The following is a 16,607-nucleotide window of genomic DNA, read 5'->3' on the forward strand; positions in this document are numbered from 1 at the left end:
ATGTTTGTTTGAAAAGGAGTTTATTACAATGAGCGAGAGAACTTTCCGCTTTGAGACGTTACAGCTTCACGTAGGCCAGGAGCAGGCCGATCCGGCAACCGATGCACGCGCGGTGCCGATTTACCAGACTACATCGTATGTGTTCCATAACAGCGACCACGCACAGGCACGTTTCGGCCTTTCCGATGCGGGCAATATTTATGGCAGACTGACCAATCCGACAGAGGATGTTTTTGAAAAGCGCATTGCGGCGCTGGAGGGCGGCTCGTCCGCACTGGCAGTTGCATCCGGTGCAGCCGCACTGAGCTATACATTCAAAACGCTCGCGCAGAATGGCGACAACATCGTCGCGGCGAAGACGATTTACGGCGGTACGTATAACTATCTGGCGCACACGCTGCCGAAGGACGGCGTGACCACCAAGTTTGTCGATCCGGATGACATTCAGAATTTTGCCGATGCCATCGACGAAAATACCAAGGCAGTCTTCTTTGAGACGCTGGGCAATCCGAATTCCAACCTGATTGACATTCAGGCCGTTGCGGACATCGCACATGCACAGGGTGTTCCGGTTGTCATCGATTCTACATTTGCAACGCCGTACCTGCTGCGCCCGATTGATTACGGTGCGGATATCGTTGTCCATTCCGCGACGAAGTTCATCGGCGGCCATGGCACGACGCTCGGCGGCGTCATCATCGAGAGCGGCAAGTTCGACTGGAAGGCATCCGGCCGGTTTGCGTCGCTGGTCGATCCGGATCCGAGCTATCATGGCATCAGCTTTGTCGACGCGTGCGGCCCGGCGGCATTCACCACCAAGATTCGTGCGATTCTGCTGCGCGACACCGGTGCAACACTGTCCCCGTTCAATGCATTCCTGCTGTTGCAGGGTCTGGAAACGCTCTCTCTGCGCGTAGAACGCCATGTAGAGAACACCAAAAAGGTTCTGGAATATCTCCAGTCCCAGCCGTTGGTTGAGTCCATCAACCATCCGTCGCTCGACCCGAAATATAAAGACCTGTATGACAGATATTTCCCGAACGGTGCAGGCTCTATCTTCACCTTCCGCATCAAGGGCGGCGAGAGGGAAGCGAAGAAGTTCATCGATTCGCTTCAGATTTTCTCCATTCTCGCCAATGTCGCGGATGTCAAGTCGCTGGTCATCCATCCGGCAACTACGACCCACAGCCAGTGCACCGAGGCAGAGCTTGAAGATCAGGGCATTTACCCGAACACCATTCGTCTGTCCATCGGCACCGAGCATTATGAAGACATTATCTGGGATCTCGATCAGGCGTTCCGGAAAGTCAACGAGTAAACCGTTCACCTGCCGCAGCTTTCCCCATTCGCGGCAGCTGGCATTGATTTTTTGTTCTGAGAGTAGTACCATGAAAAAGAAGGGTGCTGTGCATCTCTTCCCAACATAATTTTCTGTTTTTATTTCGGAAAAGAGGATGTTATTATGTCTGTGAAAACAAGTATTACACAGCTGATCGGCGGGACACCGCTGCTCGAGCTTGTCAATTATGAAAAAGCCAACAATCTCAACGCACATATTGTCGGCAAGCTGGAATATTTTAATCCGGCAGGCAGTGTCAAGGATCGCGTTGCCAATGCGATGATTGCGGATGCAGAGGCAAAGGGCGTGCTCAAGCCGGGCGCGACCATCATTGAGCCGACCTCCGGCAACACCGGCATCGGTCTGGCGGCTGTCGGTTCGGCGAAGGGTTATCATGTCATTCTGACCATGCCGGAAACGATGAGCATTGAGCGCCGCAAGCTGGTTGCAGCCTATGGTGCAGAGGTTGTCCTGACATCGGGTTCTGCCGGTATGAAGGGCGCCATCGCAAAGGCAGAAGAGCTGGAGAAGTCCATCGACGGTGCAGTTATTCTCGGTCAGTTCGTCAATCCGGCAAACCCGAAGGTGCATTATGAGACCACCGGCCCGGAAATCTGGAAGGATACCGAAGGCAAGGTTGATATTTTTGTCGCCGGTGTCGGCACCGGCGGTACAGTCACCGGTACGGGCAAATATCTGAAGGATCAGAATCCGAATGTCCGGGTTGTCGCGGTTGAGCCTGCAACCTCTCCGGTTCTGTCCAAGGGCACTGCAGGCCCGCATAAGATTCAGGGCATCGGCGCAGGTTTTGTGCCGGATACGCTGGATACGGACGTTTATGACGAAGTCATTGCGGTAGACAACGAAGCAGCGTTTGAAACTGGCCGTGCAATCGCCAAGGCAGAGGGCATTCTGGTCGGCATTTCCTCCGGTGCGGCAGTGTATGCGGCGACTGAGCTGGCAAAGCGTCCGGAAAATGCGGGCAAGACGATTGTTGCCCTGCTGCCGGATACCGGCGAGCGCTATCTGTCGACTGCGCTGTTTGCTGACTGACAAAAGGAGGAATCCTGCATGGAGACCAGTTTGACGCGCGAAAGCGCGCTGGAGCTGCTGTATCAGTATAATCAGGATGATTTTCATCGTCAGCATGCGCGCATAGTCGGGGGTGTCATGCGGTATTTTGCCGAAATGTTGGGCTATGCGGACGATGCGGATTTCTGGGAAATCGTCGGAATTCTGCATGACCTGGATTTTGAGCAGTATCCTGACCAACACTGTATCAAGGAGCAGGAGCTGCTGCGCGCACACGGGGTAGAGGAATCCATTGTCCATGCGACGGCGAGCCATGGCTATGGCATCACTGTGGACATTGAACCCGAGCACCAGATGGAAAAAGTGCTGTATGCGACCGATGAGCTGACCGGCCTGATCGGCGCGGTGGCGATTATGCGCCCATCCAAAAGCGTACAGGATTTGGAGACAAAATCGGTCAAGAAGAAGTTCAAAAACAAAAAATTTGCGGCAGGATGCTCGCGTGAGGTCATCCAGCGCGGTGCGGATATGCTGGGCTGGGATCTGGATGAGCTGATCGAAAAGACGATTCTTGCCATGCGAACCTGCGAAGAATAAAAGCAAAACCGTGTGTTCCCGGAAAAACGGGACACACGGTTTTTTGCCGTTTGCACTGGAATGGCAAGGCAATGTTATGCATTGTCTGCCTGTATTCCGGCGCATTTGCGGTATCGCTGATCTGCCTGCTCCCAGTTGATGATGGGGAACCAGTCGGTCAGATAATCAGTTCGTTTGTTAAAATGCTTGAGATAATATGCGTGTTCCCAGACATCGACGGTCAGCACAGGACACAGACCGGCTTCCAGAGGACAGTTCTGGTTGGGTGTTGTGATGATACGGAGCCGCATGCCGTCGTATACCAGCCATGCGTAACCGGAGCCGAATACGGAAAGCGCCGCCTGGTCGAATATCTCCCGGAAATGGTCAACGCTGCCGAAGTCACGGTCAATGGCTTCGGCAAGCGCACCTGTGGGCTGCTGCCCTGCGGCAGGTTGCATCCCATCGAAATAAAAGCGGTGGTTATATACACCGCCGGCATTGTTGCGTATCGTGGTCTGCATACTGCCCGGCATGCGGAAGGCGTTTTCAATCAGCTCGGTCAGCGAAAGCCGCTGTAAATTCGGCTGTCCCTGTAGTGCCGCGTTGAGGTTGTCGATGTAAGTCTGTAAATGTCGGTCGTGATGCAGATGCATGGTTTGGGTATCGATATTTGGCTCAAGTGCGCCATAATCATACGGCAGAGGAAGGTTGATAAACGGATAGAATTCATTCTCCATAAACGGTACCTCGGGTCATGGTTTTCTTTCAGTATACGCACACTGCTGTGTGATATGACTGGAAAAATGGAATGCATACAAATTCTATCCACTTTTTTCAGAAAACCCCTTGACAACGGAAAGAGAATCCCGTATTATACTGATGCAGTTAGCGGAAACTAACCGCGAATACACCACAGAACATACAGGAAAACAGGCGCCGGAAGGCGCATGTTTTTCGATAAATAGTTAGCATATGCTAATTCGAAAGGAGCAACTGATGAGCGTAGTAATCGTAGGCGGAAACGACTGCATGGTTCGCCGCTATAAAGACGTATGCAAGGAATACCAGTGTCAGGCAAAGGTATTCACACAGATGAAGGATGGCTTGAAAAACAAAATCGGATGTCCTGATCTGCTCGTTTTGTTCACAAGCACCATGTCGCATAAGATGGTGCGGTGTGCGCTGAACGAGACCAAGGGACAGAACATGATCGTCGCGCGGTCGCATTCCAGTTCAATGTCCGCCTTGCGGAGCATTCTGGAAGAGTATGCGGGCTGAGTGACAAACTATCCAAAAGAAAGGTTGGTACACAGATATGAGTAAGGTAGCAGTTGTTTATTGGAGTGCTTCCGGCAATACGGAGGCAATGGCAGGTGCAGTTGCGGAAGGCGCAAAGGAGAAGGGAGCAGAGACTTCGGTTCTTTTCTGCTCAGCCTTCAGCGCGGATATGGTTGACCAGTACGATGCAATCGCCTTCGGTTGCCCGGCGATGGGCGCAGAGGTGCTGGAAGAAGCGGAATTCGAGCCGATGTTTTCCTCCTGCAAGTCGAAGCTGGGCGGAAAGCGCGTTGCACTGTTCGGCTCTTATGGCTGGGGTACCGGTGACTGGATGCGCAGCTGGGAAGAGGAGTGCGGTGATGTCGGCATCAACCTTGTCTGCGACAGCGTGATCTGCAACGAAATGCCGGATGAAGACGGCCTTGCGGCGTGCCGGGCGCTTGGCGCAGCGGTCGCAGGCTGATTTTCGATCCATAGCATATGCGCTGCTTACAAAAATAAAGCCAAATTATACCGAACACTTGACAACAAACAGGGGAAATGGGACTGCACTTCACTGAAGTGACCCCAAAAAGTTAGACAAATATTGGGAGCGCTGTTTTTTGCCTGTACCGCTACCAGCTTCCGTTAACATACCGGTTTCTGTATCAAAAAGCACCAGCCGGATGCCATATGGCCTCCGGCTGGTGTGAGGTAAACAGATTTACTTCTTGTCCGGCTTGAAGCTGTCCTTCAGCGAGACAATGCGGTTAAAGCGCAGCGTGCCGTCTTCTGTCGGCTTGCTGTCCTGAATATAATAGCCCATGCGGACAAACTGCATGCGCGTACCTGCCGGAACATCGGCAATCGACGGTTCCAGCTTGCAGCCGGTCAGCACCTTGCGCGACTCCGGATTGAGGAAGTCCAGATAGGTCTTGCCCTCCGGTACAGCTGCCGTATTTTCCAGCGTAAACAGGTTGTCGTACAGATTGAGCTCTGCGTCAATCGCATGCTTTGCAGATACCCAATGGATCGTGCCACGTACCTTGCGTCCATCAATCGGCTTGCCGTTGCCGGACTCCAGATCTGCTGTGCAGTGCAGCTCGACAACGTTGCCGTCCTCGTCCTGAATGACTTCGTTGCACTTGACAATATATGCGCCCACGAGGCGAACCTCACCGTCCGGCTTGAGGCGCTGGAACTTCGGAGGCGGAATGAGGGCAAAATCGCTCTTTTCAATCCACAACTCGCGGGTAAACGGAACCTCACGCGTGCCTGCGGCCTCATCCTTCGGATTGTTGGTGACGGTGAATGTCTCCTCCTTATCCTCCGGATAGTTGGTAATAACCATCTTGATCGGCTCGGTGACCGCCATGCGGCGCAGTGCGGTGTTGTTCAGCTCGTCGCGGATGCAGTATTCCAGCAGCTTGATGTCAACCAGACTGTCAGTCTTTGCGACACCTGCACGGGTGACAAATTCCAAAATGGAGGACGGCGTATAACCGCGGCGGCGCAGGCCGCACAGCGTCGGCATACGCGGGTCATCCCAACCGTCGACCTTACCGGTCTCGACCAGCTCGCGCAGATAGCGCTTGGACATAACCGTGTGCGTCACATTCAGGCGGGCAAATTCTCTCTGCTTCGGATGCGACGGCAGACACGGCGCACAGTTGTCCACGACCCACTCATACAGCGGACGGTGGTTCTCAAATTCAATCGAACACATAGAATGCGTGATATGCTCCATTGCGTCCTGAATCGGATGTGCGAAATCATACAGCGGGTAAATACACCACTTGTTGCCGATGCGGTGATGAGTCGCATGCACGATGCGGTAAATTGCCGGGTCGCGCATGTTCATATTCGGCGAGGACATATCGATTTTTGCACGCAGCGTTTTTGATCCGTCCGGATATTTGTCATTGCGCATTTCTTCAAACAGACGCAGGTTTTCCTCAACTGAACGGTCACGGTACGGGCTGTTTTTGCCCGGCTCAGTCAGCGTGCCGCGGTATTCGCGCATTTCATCTGCACTCAGATCGCAGACATATGCCTTGCCCTCACGGATGAGATGTACCGCACATTCATAGCACTTTTCAAAATAATCCGAGCCATAGAAAACGCCGCCGGTCGGCTTGGTGCCGGTCAGCCATTCGACATCCTGCAAAATGGACTGTACATATTCGTCATCTTCGCGCACCGGGTTGGTATCGTCGAAGCGCAGATTAAACAGGCCGTTGTACTTGGTCGCAATCGACCAGTTGATATAAATCGCCTTGGCAGAGCCAATGTGAAGATATCCGTTCGGTTCGGGCGGGAAACGGGTATGAATCCGCTCGGTCATGCCGTTTTTGATGTCTTCATCGATGATTTCATGCAGAAAATTAGATGCAAATTCCATCGGTGTTCCCCTTTTCTTTTAAAAATTTCGGAGTCTTGAACCTAATAAAAAGGTACAACAACGGAGCCTGCACCTTTTTGAACAGGTTTCGACTCCGTTGTCGCTGTATTGATTTAAATTTGGAATATGGTATTACAGAGCGTCGCAGGCAGCAGTCAGGCGGCGATTGATTTCGTCCTGATCCATCAGCTGCATGACGGAATACAGATCCGGTGCATTGGTGCGGCCGCAGATCGCAACGCGCAGAACCATCGAAATATCACCGACCGGGCCCTTGTAGGCATCCGGATTCTTTTTATACAGCTTGGTTTCCGGTGCAAAGCCGTGCTGATCTGCCAGTGTCTTGACCTTGTCAAACCATGCGGACATGTCATCTGCCGGATCATAGATATCCTGATACTCGGTCAGGATCGCCTTGGCATCGTCCTTTGTGCTCTCCGGCATGCCGGAATAATCCGGCTGGAACAGCTCAGGGAACATAAAGTCCATATATGCTTTTGTCTCACTCCAGAACGCAAGATCCTTGCGCGGCTTTTTGCCGCCGCGTCCGATGGCGAGGAATTTTCTGGTCATTTCCGGATCACGGACAAACAGGTCATGGAATTCCGGGTCGTTATCCGCACTCCAGGCGGAAACAAAGTCATATACTTCTTCCGCTGTCATGCGGGAAATAACATTTTTGCTGACATCGCGCAGTTTTTCCATATCGAACAGCGAGCCGGAAACACTCATTTTCTTCGGGCTGAACGGGAAATCGTTGATGGAAGCGGTCTGGTTGGCGCGGCGCCATTCCTCGAAGTTGGAATTGAGCAGCGTCATCAGATATTCCATAACTGCCGGAACCGGAATGCCCTGTTGATAATAATAAGTCAGTGCAAGCTCCGGGTCCTTGCGCTTGGACAGCTTACGCTTGGATCCGCCGTCCATCTTCATCAGCTGTGCTGTATGCACATACTTCGGACGTTTCCAGCCCATGACGTCAAACAGCTGGAGATGTACCGGCAGGGTTGCCAGCCATTCCTCGCCGCGGACAACATGCGTGGTATGCATCAGATGGTCGTCAACGACATGTGCGAAATGATAAGTCGGAATGCCGTCCGACTTGAGCAGGACGATGTCCTGATCGTTTTCGGTCAGCTCCAGATTGCCCTTGACCAGATCGGTATGGCGCACCTTATGCTCAATGCTGCCGGGCGAACGGAAGCGGACAACATAGCTCTGTCCCTCTGCCAGACGCTTTTCAATTTCCTCGAGCGGGCAGTCACGATATTTTGCGTACTTTCCGTAATAGCCGAAGTTTTCTTTGTTTGCTTCCTGCTGGGCACGCATTTCCGCGAGCTCCTCCTCCGTGCAGAAGCATGGATAGGCATAGCCGCGCTTGACCAGATCCTTGACGAATACATGGTAAATAGCCGCGCGCTGGCTCTGACGATATGGGCCATAGGCGCCGTTGTCGCCATCAATGGTTGCGCCCTCATCAAACGGCAAACCGAAGGTCTTAAAAGTTTCGAGAATCAGCTGAACGCCGCCTTCTACCTCGCGCTTTTTATCGGTGTCCTCGATGCGAAGATAAAACACACCGCCGGACTGATGTGCCAGACGCTCATCGACAACAGCACCAAACAGATTGCCCAGATGCATAAATCCGGTCGGGCTGGGTGCCATACGGGTAACCTTTGCGCCCTCCGGCAAATCACGGGCAGGATAACGGGCTTCTACCTGTTCCGGCGTTTCCGTAACATTTGGAAACAGTAGTTCAGCCAAACGATTATAATCCATCATTTTTCCTCTCCAGTAACGCAGGAGACTGCTCCCCCGCGGTTTATCTTGTCTCATTTGGGCCCCATAGAATGTGGTTGCTCAAAAACAATTATAAGCATACCATAGTTTTGCCATTTTCGCAATGTTATGCAGCAAAAATCAGGTTGTTTTGTTGTCATCTTCCAAAAACTATGCTATAATATTTCTACTTTCTATACAATCAAGCAAGGCGGTGAATTCATGAAAATTCAAGAATCCGGTGAAAACTATCTGGAAACGATCCTTTTGCTGGAGATGCGCAACGGTACTGTACGTGCAGTTGATATCGCCAATGAGCTCGGATACTCCAAGCCCAGTGTTACCCGCGCCATGGGTGTACTGAAAAAAGCCGGATATGTCGATCAGGAATCATATGGAACCATCCGTCTGACGGACGCCGGACGCAAACGCGCCAACGAGGTTTATGGCCGCCATGTTCTGATTAAAGAATTTCTGATGACAATCCTCTCGCTCGACGCTGTGACTGCCGAAACCGATGCCTGCCGCATCGAACATATCGTAAGTCCGCTGACCGTCGAACGGATGCGCGAGGTTCTCCGCGAAAAAAGATAAAAAATTCCCTCTTGACGGATTGCCAAAACTGTTGTATACTATTTTAGCAGTTCCGCAAGAGGGATCGTTTTGATCCATCATATGGAGAAGTATCGAAGTGGTCATAACGAGAACGACTCGAAATCGTTTGACGGGTAAAACCGTCCGTGGGTTCGAATCCCACCTTCTCCGCCAGTTAAGAACCAGCAGCATCCGCTGCTGGTTTTTCTTTTTCATCTGATATCTTTCACAACGAAACGAGCGCCGGATTTTGAAGTGACCCCAAAAAGTTAGACAATATTTCAAAGAGAAAATTGTTCAAGCAGCCGAAAGGGCTTGCTGTCTGTGAATTGCAGGCGGTAAGCCCTTTCGTCTTGCCTTAATCCTGCGGTTGTTGTAGTAATCCAGATATTCAATTAGTTCCTGCTTGAAGTGTTCCATAGATTGAAACTCCTGCAAGTATAGAAGTTCGCTCTTGAGCAATCCAAAGAAATTCTCTATCACTGCGTTGTCCAGACAGTTGCCTTTCCGGCTCATGCTCTGGCAGACGCCCTTCTTCTTGAGCATCCGCTGATATTGTTTGTGCTGGTACTGCCAGCCCTGATCGGAATGAAGGATCAAGCCTGTGTCATCCGGAATTTTCTCAAAAGCCTTGTCCAGCATGGAAGTAACCATGCCTAATACCGGGCGATCTGAGATTGTGTAGCTGACCAGATCTCTGCTGTGCAAATCGAGAATTGGAGACAGATAGAGTTTCTCTCCGAACAAGCTGAACTCTGTTACATCGGTGACCCACTTCTGGTTCGGCTTCTCAGCGTGGAAGTCCCGATTCAGCAGATTCGGTGCAATTTTGCCGACTTCACCCTTATAAGAATGATATTTCTTCATTCTGACACGACAAACCAAGCCCAGTTCTCGCATAAGGCACTGGACGGTCTTGTGGTTCAGAGAAAAATTGCGCTTATGAAGCTCTGCTGTAATGCGGCGATAGCCATATCTTCCTTTGTTTTCGTGGTAAATTGCAGTGATTTCTTCTTTAACAGATGCATATTTGTCTGCTTTCTTCATCTGTTTCAGATGATAGTAGAAAGTTGAACGGGACAGTTGAGCGATTGAGAGAAGGATAGCAAGGGAATGTTTTTGCCTTAGTTTCTGAACTACCTGCGTTTTTTGTGCTGGCGTCGCTCGTCTTCCAAAACCAAGGCTTGCAGATTTTTTAGGTAGTCGACCTCTGCACGCAGCCGCCGGACTTCTGACAACAGATCTTCCTCCACAGCTTCAGGCAGCTTTTTTGGCCTGCCGGTGCTGCGACGACCACGACGCTCTACAGCCAGACCTTCAGGTCCTTCTGTCAGATAGATCCGTTCCCAGCTTTGAATGCGGCTATGCCCGTCAATTTCATAAATCCTGGCAGCTTCTTTATAGCTTAACCCTTCCTTGACAACCGCTTCCACTGCCCGTTGTTTAAGCTCTGGCGTATACCTCTTGTTTGGTATTCCTTTTGGCATAATAAAACACCCCACTTGTTAGATAGTATATCATACTGTCTAACAAATGGGGTGCATTTCACACCGGTGGCAGTCCCGTTTTTTGCCTGACAGTACATTGGCAGAGCATTGACACCTACAATAGATATAGTATAATCTATTTAATATAATTGCACAAATACACAGAGAAAATGTGGGGTTTGTGAAAGAAAAAGCTTGTTCAGAGAGAACAGCTGCAAAGGATGTAAAGGTAAAAATGGAACAAAAAAATGAATTTCTGGGAACAGATCCGATTGGAAAGCTGTTGGTAAAGCTTGCAGTGCCAACGGTTACGGCACAGCTCATCAATATGCTGTACAACATCGTCGACCGCATTTATATCGGACATATTCCGGGTGACGGTGCACTTGCACTGACTGGTGTCGGCATCTGTATGCCGCTTATCATGATTGTCGCGGCATTTGCCGCCCTTGTCAGCAGTGGAGGTGCGCCGCGTGCTTCTATTTTTATGGGGCAGAAGGACATAAAGGCGGCGGAAAAAACGTTGGGAAACTGCTTCGGCTTGCAGATTATTGTGTCGATTGTTCTGACAGCGGTATTGCTTTACTGGAATGAAGATTTCCTGATGGCATTCGGTGCGAGTGAAAATACCATTGGCTTTGCACTCAGCTATATGAATATCTATGCGGTCGGTACGATTTTTGTCCAGCTGACGCTCGGCATGAATGCATTTATTACGGCGCAGGGCTTTGCGAAAACCGGCATGCTGTCTGTGGTCATCGGTGCAGTGTGCAATATTGTGCTCGATCCGATCTTTATCTTTGTCTTTGGCATGGGCGTGCGCGGCGCAGCACTGGCAACCGTACTGTCGCAGATGGTATCCTGTATTTGGGTGCTGTCGTTTCTGTTTGGAAAGAAGACGATTTTGCGCATCCGTCTGAGCAATACGCTGTTACAGCCCTCTGTTTTTCTGCCGTGTCTGGCACTCGGCTCGGCAACATTCATCATGCAGGCGAGTGAAAGTGTTATTTCGGTGTGCTTCAATTCATCGCTGCTCAAGTATGGCGGTGATATCGCAGTCGGCGCGATGACCATTCTCACCAGCGTCATGCAGTTTGCCATGCTTCCGCTTCAGGGCCTTGGACAGGGCGCACAGCCGATCACCAGCTATAACTTCGGCGCACACAACAGTGCGCGCGTGAAGCAGACATTCTGGCTGCTGCTGCGGGCGAGTCTGACTTATTCTGTTATTTTGTGGGCATGTATCATGCTGTTCCCGCAGGTATTTGCAGGTATGTTTACCGCAGATGCGGCGCTGCTGGAGTTTACCAAATCTGCTCTGCGCATTTATGCCGCTTCGATGTTCCTGTTCGGCATCCAGATTGCATGCCAGATGACATTTACCGCTTTGGGAAAAGCAGCCTCGTCCATCATTGTTGCGATCACGCGAAAGTTTATCCTGTTGCTGCCGCTGATCTATATCATGCCGCATCTGCTGCCGGATAATCCGACGCGATCGGTCTATATGGCGGAACCGATTGCGGATGCAATTGCCGTTACTTTTACTGCTATTCTGTTTTTCTTCCAGTTCCGCAAGGCAATTGCTTCCATTTCCGACCGAACAGCGGACAAAACAACCACTTGATCGAACTCGGACAGAGTCGCTGTATCCACGCAGTTTAAGACCTTCGGATGAATCGTCCGAAGGTCTTTTATATCAATATCGTTTGTTAGAGCGCCGCCAGATGTGCTGTTGTTCTGCGGCACAGATGAGGTCTTCGCGGAAATCCGGGTGTGCGAGGGAAATAAGCAGCTCGGCACGCTCCCAGGTGGAACGCCCTTCCATATTGACAACGCCATATTCCGTCGCGAGATAATACACTTGCGAGCGGGGGGACGTGATAATTTCACCGTTGAAATGCGGCAGTACGCGTGAATGCCGCTTTCCGTTCTTATCGGAAAATGTGGAACTCATGCAGATGAATGCCTTTCCGCCGCGCGATGCGGATGCACCGATCAGGAAATCCAGCTGTCCTCCTGTGCCGCTGATGTGTCGCATGCCGGAGGTCTCAGATGAGACCTGACCGAACAGATCAATAGAAATACAGCTGTTGATGGAAACCATATTGTCGATTTGTTCGATGACGGTTGGGCTGTTGACATATTCCAGTGGATAGGCCGCTACAGAGGGATTTTCATCAATCCATTCATACAGGGAACGCGATCCAATGGCGACGCCAAGCACACTCTTTCCGCGGTTGATGGTTTTATATTTGTTTGTCAGCTTGCCTGCGTTGTGCAGCTCAAGATAGGCATCGGAACACAGTTCGGTGTGCATACCGAGATCCTTCAGGTCAGACTGGGCAATCAGCTGCCCGACTGCGTTGGGCAGGCTGCCAATGCCGAGCTGTAAGGTGATGCCGTTGCTCAGATGCGGCATGAGATTGGCGGCAATCAACCGGTCTGTTTCTGTGGGGACAGGAATCGGAAGCTCCGGAAATGGCTCATGTTCGCCCTCAACGATGTAATCGACATCAGAGATATGAATACATTCATCATAGCCGCCGTACAGCTTGGGCAGGTTTGGATTGATTTCAAGAATCACAATATCTGCCTTGCGCAGAATCTGTGCACAGACACCGGTAGAAGTGGAAAAGTTAAAAAAACCATGTTTATCCATCGGTGTGACGCTCATCATGGCAACGTTGACGTCAAGAAAGTGCTTGTAATAGGCTGAGTTGTTGTGGAATACCATTGGGATGAAATAACACAGCCCGCGGTCACACAGATTGCGCTCATATGTGGAGCAGTGCCACGAATTATAAATAAAATGCTCCTGTGAAGGGTCACATTCTGCAACTTCAATGGGTCCGTTAATCAGGTTGCCGCGGATTTTGACATCAAACAGTTCATCCCGCCGTTTTGCAAGCGCCTGATCGAGCAGAATCGGCTTGCCAAGGGATGTAGTGTAATCAATCCAGTCACCGCTTTTGACCACACGGACAGCTTCTTCCGGTGTGCGCAGTTTGCTTCTGTATTCTGTAAAAATACTCATGTCATCCACCTCATTTTATGATGCGTTTCGCCTGATCGAGAGGAATTGTATTGATTCTAGTTTAACATAGCATGGAGAAAAAACAAGGGGAAGAAGTACAAGGAATGCATACCGCAAATTTTACACCGCATTTGTGAAAAAACAGTTGACAGGAATAGGTGCATATGGTAAATTAGTATCGTTAAGTCAATGTTACATAATCTGTATCCGTATGGGGGTATAGCTCAGCTGGGAGAGCGCTTGAATGGCATTCAAGAGGTCAGCGGTTCGATCCCGCTTATCTCCACCATATAAACCGTCTGTTTTGTATAAAACGGGCGGTTTTTGCTATTTTTCAGAGGCATGCCATCTAAGGAGGATTGATACAATGAAATCTATTTTAATCAAAGACACGACGCGTGAGGAGCGCATTCAGATTATCAATCAGTCGCTTGCCGTTTGTGGCAGCTCATGCGATTTCTGCAACGGATGTGACAATTTGGGCGGTGGTAGAATCGAAGCGATTTACCAGCCGTATATCGACGGAGAAAAGGAGATTTCTGAAATCAATGCGGAATATCGGGCCAATATGGTGAAAGGATAAGCATTTTTTCTGTGCACATATCCGGGATACTGGAGCAAAACAAAAATACAATCGAAAACAATACAGGCAAAACCGAAAATCATCGGTTTAATATGCAGATGGTATTCTGTTTTGGGCAACAGAAAAACAATATCAGATTTACATCATGAACACAAAGAAAAGACAGGGACAATATGGATTGCCCTGTCTTTTTTATGCCGCCGTTTCAGACGGTATCTGGCTGATGACCAGCTTGATAAATTGTGCACAGGAAAGTTTTTCAAAGCATTTGCCAAAGGATGGATTCCGCTGGCATATGGAATTCATAACGCCGGCAATACTGCGTGTAATTTCAGAAACAGCCACAAAAAAATGCCTGGCGGCGGCAGGATACAGCCATTTCTGGGGATATAGCAGGCGTGCGGGCTGGCACCATGCCAGATAGATGGCAAAGGAAGATATGGCTATCGCCGCATTACAGCAGAGCTTCATAAGCGCAATTTTTCTCTGAATCACAAGACCGTCCAGCGCCTTATGCGAGAACGGGGCTTGGTTTGTCGTGTCAGAATGAAGAAATATCATTCTTATAAGGGTGAAGTCGGCAAAATTGCACCGAATCTGCTGAATCGGGTACTCCGTAGAATTTTGTGTAAGCGATATTCGACAAATGTCAAGAATGGTGCAGTTTTCTGCGCATGTGCTGGCCTGAATTCCCTTGGCTACCGTTCTCCCGTGCAGGCTCTGCAATATGCGCGCCCGCAGGGCGTGAATGCTGCCAGAGCCTGCCGGGAAGCCTACAGCCTGGGAATCAGGTAACGCTGCGGTCGGCGAACATGATCTCCAACTGGCTCAGAATCAGATCCCAGTTCTGGCACCGGGGATGCCAGTGCTTCACAATCCGCTGTGAGGCCAGATAAAGCATCCGGCGCAAGGAATCGTCGTTGGTGAACGACGGCTTGTTCTTCGTCATTTGCCGGAACTGGCGGTTCAGCCCCTCAATAATGTTCGTCGTGTATATGATCTTCCGAATCTCCATGGGATATTCGAAGAAGGTGCTGAGCACGTCCCAATTCTCTTCCCAACTCTTGACGCAGGAAGGATATTGGCTGCACCATTTTTCTGCAAAGTTTTTCAGTTGTTGTATGGCCTCGTCTTCTGTCACTGCCGTGTAGATTTTCTTCAGATCGGCAACGACTTGACGGATGTCTTTGTAGCTAACATATTTGGTAGAACTGCGAATCTGGTGCACGATGCAGCGCTGCAGCCTTGCCTTGGGATAGACCGCCTCAATCGCCTGGGGCATTCCACAGAGACCATCGGTGCAGAACAGATAAACATCCAAAACTCCTCTGCTTTTCAGGTCATTCAACACATTTAGCCAAAATTTGCTGCTCTCGTGCTCTCCAATCCAGACACCTAAGATATCCTTCTGACCGTCCATCGTGATACCCAGCACTACATAGGCAGCCTTGGTCACATATCGGTGATCCTCCTTGACCTTGTAGTGGATAGCATCCATAAAGATAAATGGGTAGACCGGTTCCAGCGGGCGATTTTGCCAGGCTGTAACTTCTGGCATAATTTTCTCACTGATCTTTGTGACCAACTCAGGAGAAATGTCCACGTCATACAGGCTCTTGATCTGCTCTGCAATATCCCGCTGGCTCATCCCGCAGGCGTATAGGGCCAGAATCTTGTCCTCCATCCCCTCCGCATTCCGACTATACTTGCCAATAATCTTTGGCTCAAAGCTGCCGTTGCGGTCACGCGGGACCCTGATGTCAATCTCGCCTAACTGGGTTTTTACTTTCTTCCGGGAATAGCCGTTGCGGTAATTCCTGGGTTGATCTCCTGCTGTAGGGGCAGAACGCTGGCATCTTTCATGACCGAGTTCCTCCTCCATCTCCACTTCCATCACCTGCTGAATGACGTCTCGGAACATCTCTTTCATAGCTTGCATGATGTCGGCTGTGCTGGTAAAGTGTTGGCTTTTCACGTATTCCCGTAATAAATCCTGTGGTACTCTCTGCATGATTATTGTCTCCTTTTCCGTTTAGGTGGTTGCTTCCATTCTTGACGGATTGGAGTTCAATCATACTGCCGAAGCTTGTCGTTTACACGAAATTTTCAGGGGTCTCCTGAATCGGGACTTCCACGCTGAGAAGCCGAACCAGAAGTGGGTCACCGATGTAACAGAGTTCAGCTTATTCGGAGAGAAACTCTATCTGTCTCCAATTCTCGATTTGCACAGCAGAGATCTGGTCAGCTACACAATCTCAGATCGCCCGGTATTAGGCATGGTTACTTCCATGCTGGACAAGGCTTTTGAGAAAATTCCGGATGACACAGGCTTGATCCTTCATTCCGATCAGGGCTGGCAGTACCAGCACAAACAATATCAGCGGATGCTCAAGAAGAAGGGCGTCTATAGTGGCTCAGTTGTCAAGACAAAAATCTAAGATTTTTATAATGAACTGATATAGTGGACAAGTTACAAGGAACATGTGGAGAACAGTGGAGCACTCCCCAGATTCAATATATGC

General features: G+C 50.2%; 15 protein-coding genes, 2 tRNA genes and 3 pseudogenes. 13 read left to right on the forward strand and 7 right to left on the reverse strand.

Going from position 1 to position 16,607, the window contains the following annotated elements:
- Positions 1–28: 28 nt before the first annotated feature.
- The 3 genes from CBW42_RS02560 to CBW42_RS02570 all read left to right on the forward strand — a co-directional run bounded on the left by CBW42_RS02560 (position 29) and on the right by CBW42_RS02570 (position 2,968).
- Entirely contained in the window at positions 29–1,318 is a 1,290-nt protein-coding gene (locus CBW42_RS02560; RefSeq protein ID WP_087017450.1) for an O-acetylhomoserine aminocarboxypropyltransferase/cysteine synthase family protein, read from the forward strand.
- Positions 1,319–1,462: 144 nt separating this feature from the next.
- On the forward strand, positions 1,463–2,392 hold the full coding sequence (gene cysK, locus CBW42_RS02565; protein WP_087017452.1) for a cysteine synthase A: 930 nt from the start codon (positions 1,463–1,465) through the stop codon (positions 2,390–2,392).
- 18 nt (positions 2,393–2,410) lie between these two features.
- Positions 2,411–2,968 (forward strand): hydrolase, encoded by a 558-nt coding sequence (locus CBW42_RS02570; protein WP_087017455.1) that lies wholly within the window; start codon positions 2,411–2,413, stop codon positions 2,966–2,968.
- A gap of 74 nt (positions 2,969–3,042) precedes the next feature.
- Here CBW42_RS02570 and CBW42_RS02575 read toward each other — a convergent pair whose 3' ends face one another.
- Complete coding sequence (locus CBW42_RS02575) at positions 3,043–3,687, reverse strand: superoxide dismutase (protein WP_087017458.1); 645 nt, start codon at positions 3,685–3,687, stop codon at positions 3,043–3,045.
- 259 nt (positions 3,688–3,946) lie between these two features.
- Between CBW42_RS02575 and CBW42_RS02580 the strand changes: the two genes are divergently transcribed.
- Together CBW42_RS02580 and CBW42_RS02585 are read left to right on the forward strand one after the other, a co-directional pair.
- A complete protein-coding gene (locus CBW42_RS02580) occupies positions 3,947–4,228 on the forward strand; it encodes a DUF2325 domain-containing protein (protein WP_087017460.1) in 282 nt (93 codons plus the stop codon).
- A gap of 37 nt (positions 4,229–4,265) precedes the next feature.
- Complete coding sequence (locus CBW42_RS02585) at positions 4,266–4,691, forward strand: flavodoxin (protein ID WP_087017462.1); 426 nt, start codon at positions 4,266–4,268, stop codon at positions 4,689–4,691.
- Between the two features lie 240 nt (positions 4,692–4,931).
- Here the strand turns inward: CBW42_RS02585 and CBW42_RS02590 are convergent, their stop codons facing one another.
- Together CBW42_RS02590 and gltX are read right to left on the reverse strand one after the other, a co-directional pair.
- Positions 4,932–6,608, reverse strand: coding sequence for a glutamine--tRNA ligase/YqeY domain fusion protein (locus tag CBW42_RS02590; RefSeq protein WP_087017465.1), 1,677 nt, complete (start codon positions 6,606–6,608; stop codon positions 4,932–4,934).
- A gap of 132 nt (positions 6,609–6,740) precedes the next feature.
- A complete protein-coding gene (gltX, locus tag CBW42_RS02595) occupies positions 6,741–8,387 on the reverse strand; it encodes a glutamate--tRNA ligase (protein ID WP_087017789.1) in 1,647 nt (548 codons plus the stop codon).
- 222 nt (positions 8,388–8,609) lie between these two features.
- Here gltX and CBW42_RS02600 point away from each other — a divergent pair, with 222 nt between their 5' ends.
- Both CBW42_RS02600 and CBW42_RS02605 read left to right on the forward strand, forming a co-directional pair.
- The gene (locus CBW42_RS02600; RefSeq protein ID WP_087017466.1) at positions 8,610–8,981 is read left to right on the forward strand and encodes a metal-dependent transcriptional regulator; all 372 of its coding nucleotides are present in this window, start codon (positions 8,610–8,612) and stop codon (positions 8,979–8,981) included.
- Positions 8,982–9,064: 83 nt separating this feature from the next.
- Positions 9,065–9,155: transfer RNA gene (locus CBW42_RS02605), tRNA-Ser, on the forward strand.
- A gap of 123 nt (positions 9,156–9,278) precedes the next feature.
- On the opposite strand, the pseudogene CBW42_RS02610 reads toward CBW42_RS02605, so the two are convergent.
- A pseudogene (locus CBW42_RS02610) lies at positions 9,279–10,097 on the reverse strand (IS3 family transposase); the annotation flags it as partial.
- 20 nt (positions 10,098–10,117) lie between these two features.
- Entirely contained in the window at positions 10,118–10,468 is a 351-nt protein-coding gene (locus tag CBW42_RS02615; protein WP_087017471.1) for a helix-turn-helix domain-containing protein, read from the reverse strand.
- Between the two features lie 235 nt (positions 10,469–10,703).
- On the opposite strand from CBW42_RS02615, the gene CBW42_RS02620 reads away from it, so the two are divergent.
- On the forward strand, positions 10,704–12,092 hold the full coding sequence (locus CBW42_RS02620) for an MATE family efflux transporter (RefSeq protein ID WP_087017473.1): 1,389 nt from the start codon (positions 10,704–10,706) through the stop codon (positions 12,090–12,092).
- A 72-nt stretch (positions 12,093–12,164) separates the two neighbouring features.
- On the opposite strand, the gene CBW42_RS02625 is transcribed toward CBW42_RS02620, so the two are convergent.
- Complete coding sequence (locus tag CBW42_RS02625; protein WP_087017475.1) at positions 12,165–13,502, reverse strand: acetyl-CoA hydrolase/transferase family protein; 1,338 nt, start codon at positions 13,500–13,502, stop codon at positions 12,165–12,167.
- A gap of 213 nt (positions 13,503–13,715) precedes the next feature.
- On the opposite strand from CBW42_RS02625, the gene CBW42_RS02630 reads away from it, so the two are divergent.
- The 4 genes and pseudogenes from CBW42_RS02630 to CBW42_RS14910 form a co-directional block, all read left to right on the forward strand.
- Positions 13,716–13,791: transfer RNA gene (locus tag CBW42_RS02630), tRNA-Ala, on the forward strand.
- 78 nt (positions 13,792–13,869) lie between these two features.
- On the forward strand, positions 13,870–14,085 hold the full coding sequence (locus CBW42_RS02635) for a hypothetical protein (protein WP_087017477.1): 216 nt from the start codon (positions 13,870–13,872) through the stop codon (positions 14,083–14,085).
- A gap of 145 nt (positions 14,086–14,230) precedes the next feature.
- Positions 14,231–14,509 carry a hypothetical protein gene (locus CBW42_RS14425; RefSeq protein WP_133058245.1) on the forward strand — a complete coding sequence of 93 codons (279 nt, stop codon included), beginning with the start codon at positions 14,231–14,233 and terminating at the stop codon, positions 14,507–14,509.
- A 5-nt stretch (positions 14,510–14,514) separates the two neighbouring features.
- Positions 14,515–14,694, forward strand: a pseudogene (locus CBW42_RS14910) (IS3 family transposase); the annotation flags it as partial.
- A 178-nt stretch (positions 14,695–14,872) separates the two neighbouring features.
- Here the strand turns inward: CBW42_RS14910 and CBW42_RS02650 are convergent.
- The gene (locus CBW42_RS02650; protein WP_087017483.1) at positions 14,873–16,096 is read right to left on the reverse strand and encodes an IS256 family transposase; all 1,224 of its coding nucleotides are present in this window, start codon (positions 16,094–16,096) and stop codon (positions 14,873–14,875) included.
- A gap of 103 nt (positions 16,097–16,199) precedes the next feature.
- Here CBW42_RS02650 and CBW42_RS02655 point away from each other — a divergent pair.
- Positions 16,200–16,490: pseudogene (locus tag CBW42_RS02655) on the forward strand (transposase); the annotation flags it as partial.
- Positions 16,491–16,607 lie beyond the last annotated feature (117 nt).

The organism is Butyricicoccus porcorum, from assembly GCF_002157465.1.
Taxonomy (GTDB): Bacteria; Bacillota; Clostridia; order Oscillospirales; family Butyricicoccaceae; genus Butyricicoccus_A; species Butyricicoccus_A porcorum.

What these genes read in the sequence shown, in the direction of transcription:
- CBW42_RS02615 (WP_087017471.1), bottom strand. Translation starts at nt 10,468, where the DNA reads ATGCCAAAAGGAATACCAAACAAGAGGTATACGCCAGAGCTTAAACAA.
- CBW42_RS02575 (WP_087017458.1), bottom strand. Translation starts at nt 3,687, where the DNA reads ATGGAGAATGAATTCTATCCGTTTATCAACCTTCCTCTGCCGTATGAT.
- CBW42_RS02580 (WP_087017460.1), top strand. Translation starts at nt 3,947, where the DNA reads ATGAGCGTAGTAATCGTAGGCGGAAACGACTGCATGGTTCGCCGCTAT.
- CBW42_RS02635 (WP_087017477.1), top strand. Translation starts at nt 13,870, where the DNA reads ATGAAATCTATTTTAATCAAAGACACGACGCGTGAGGAGCGCATTCAG.
- CBW42_RS02650 (WP_087017483.1), bottom strand. Translation starts at nt 16,096, where the DNA reads ATGCAGAGAGTACCACAGGATTTATTACGGGAATACGTGAAAAGCCAA.
- CBW42_RS02590 (WP_087017465.1), bottom strand. Translation starts at nt 6,608, where the DNA reads ATGGAATTTGCATCTAATTTTCTGCATGAAATCATCGATGAAGACATC.
- cysK (WP_087017452.1), top strand. Translation starts at nt 1,463, where the DNA reads ATGTCTGTGAAAACAAGTATTACACAGCTGATCGGCGGGACACCGCTG.
- gltX (WP_087017789.1), bottom strand. Translation starts at nt 8,387, where the DNA reads ATGGATTATAATCGTTTGGCTGAACTACTGTTTCCAAATGTTACGGAA.
- CBW42_RS02625 (WP_087017475.1), bottom strand. Translation starts at nt 13,502, where the DNA reads ATGAGTATTTTTACAGAATACAGAAGCAAACTGCGCACACCGGAAGAA.
- CBW42_RS02570 (WP_087017455.1), top strand. Translation starts at nt 2,411, where the DNA reads ATGGAGACCAGTTTGACGCGCGAAAGCGCGCTGGAGCTGCTGTATCAG.
- CBW42_RS14425 (WP_133058245.1), top strand. Translation starts at nt 14,231, where the DNA reads ATGAACACAAAGAAAAGACAGGGACAATATGGATTGCCCTGTCTTTTT.
- CBW42_RS02585 (WP_087017462.1), top strand. Translation starts at nt 4,266, where the DNA reads ATGAGTAAGGTAGCAGTTGTTTATTGGAGTGCTTCCGGCAATACGGAG.
- CBW42_RS02600 (WP_087017466.1), top strand. Translation starts at nt 8,610, where the DNA reads ATGAAAATTCAAGAATCCGGTGAAAACTATCTGGAAACGATCCTTTTG.
- CBW42_RS02560 (WP_087017450.1), top strand. Translation starts at nt 29, where the DNA reads ATGAGCGAGAGAACTTTCCGCTTTGAGACGTTACAGCTTCACGTAGGC.
- CBW42_RS02620 (WP_087017473.1), top strand. Translation starts at nt 10,704, where the DNA reads ATGGAACAAAAAAATGAATTTCTGGGAACAGATCCGATTGGAAAGCTG.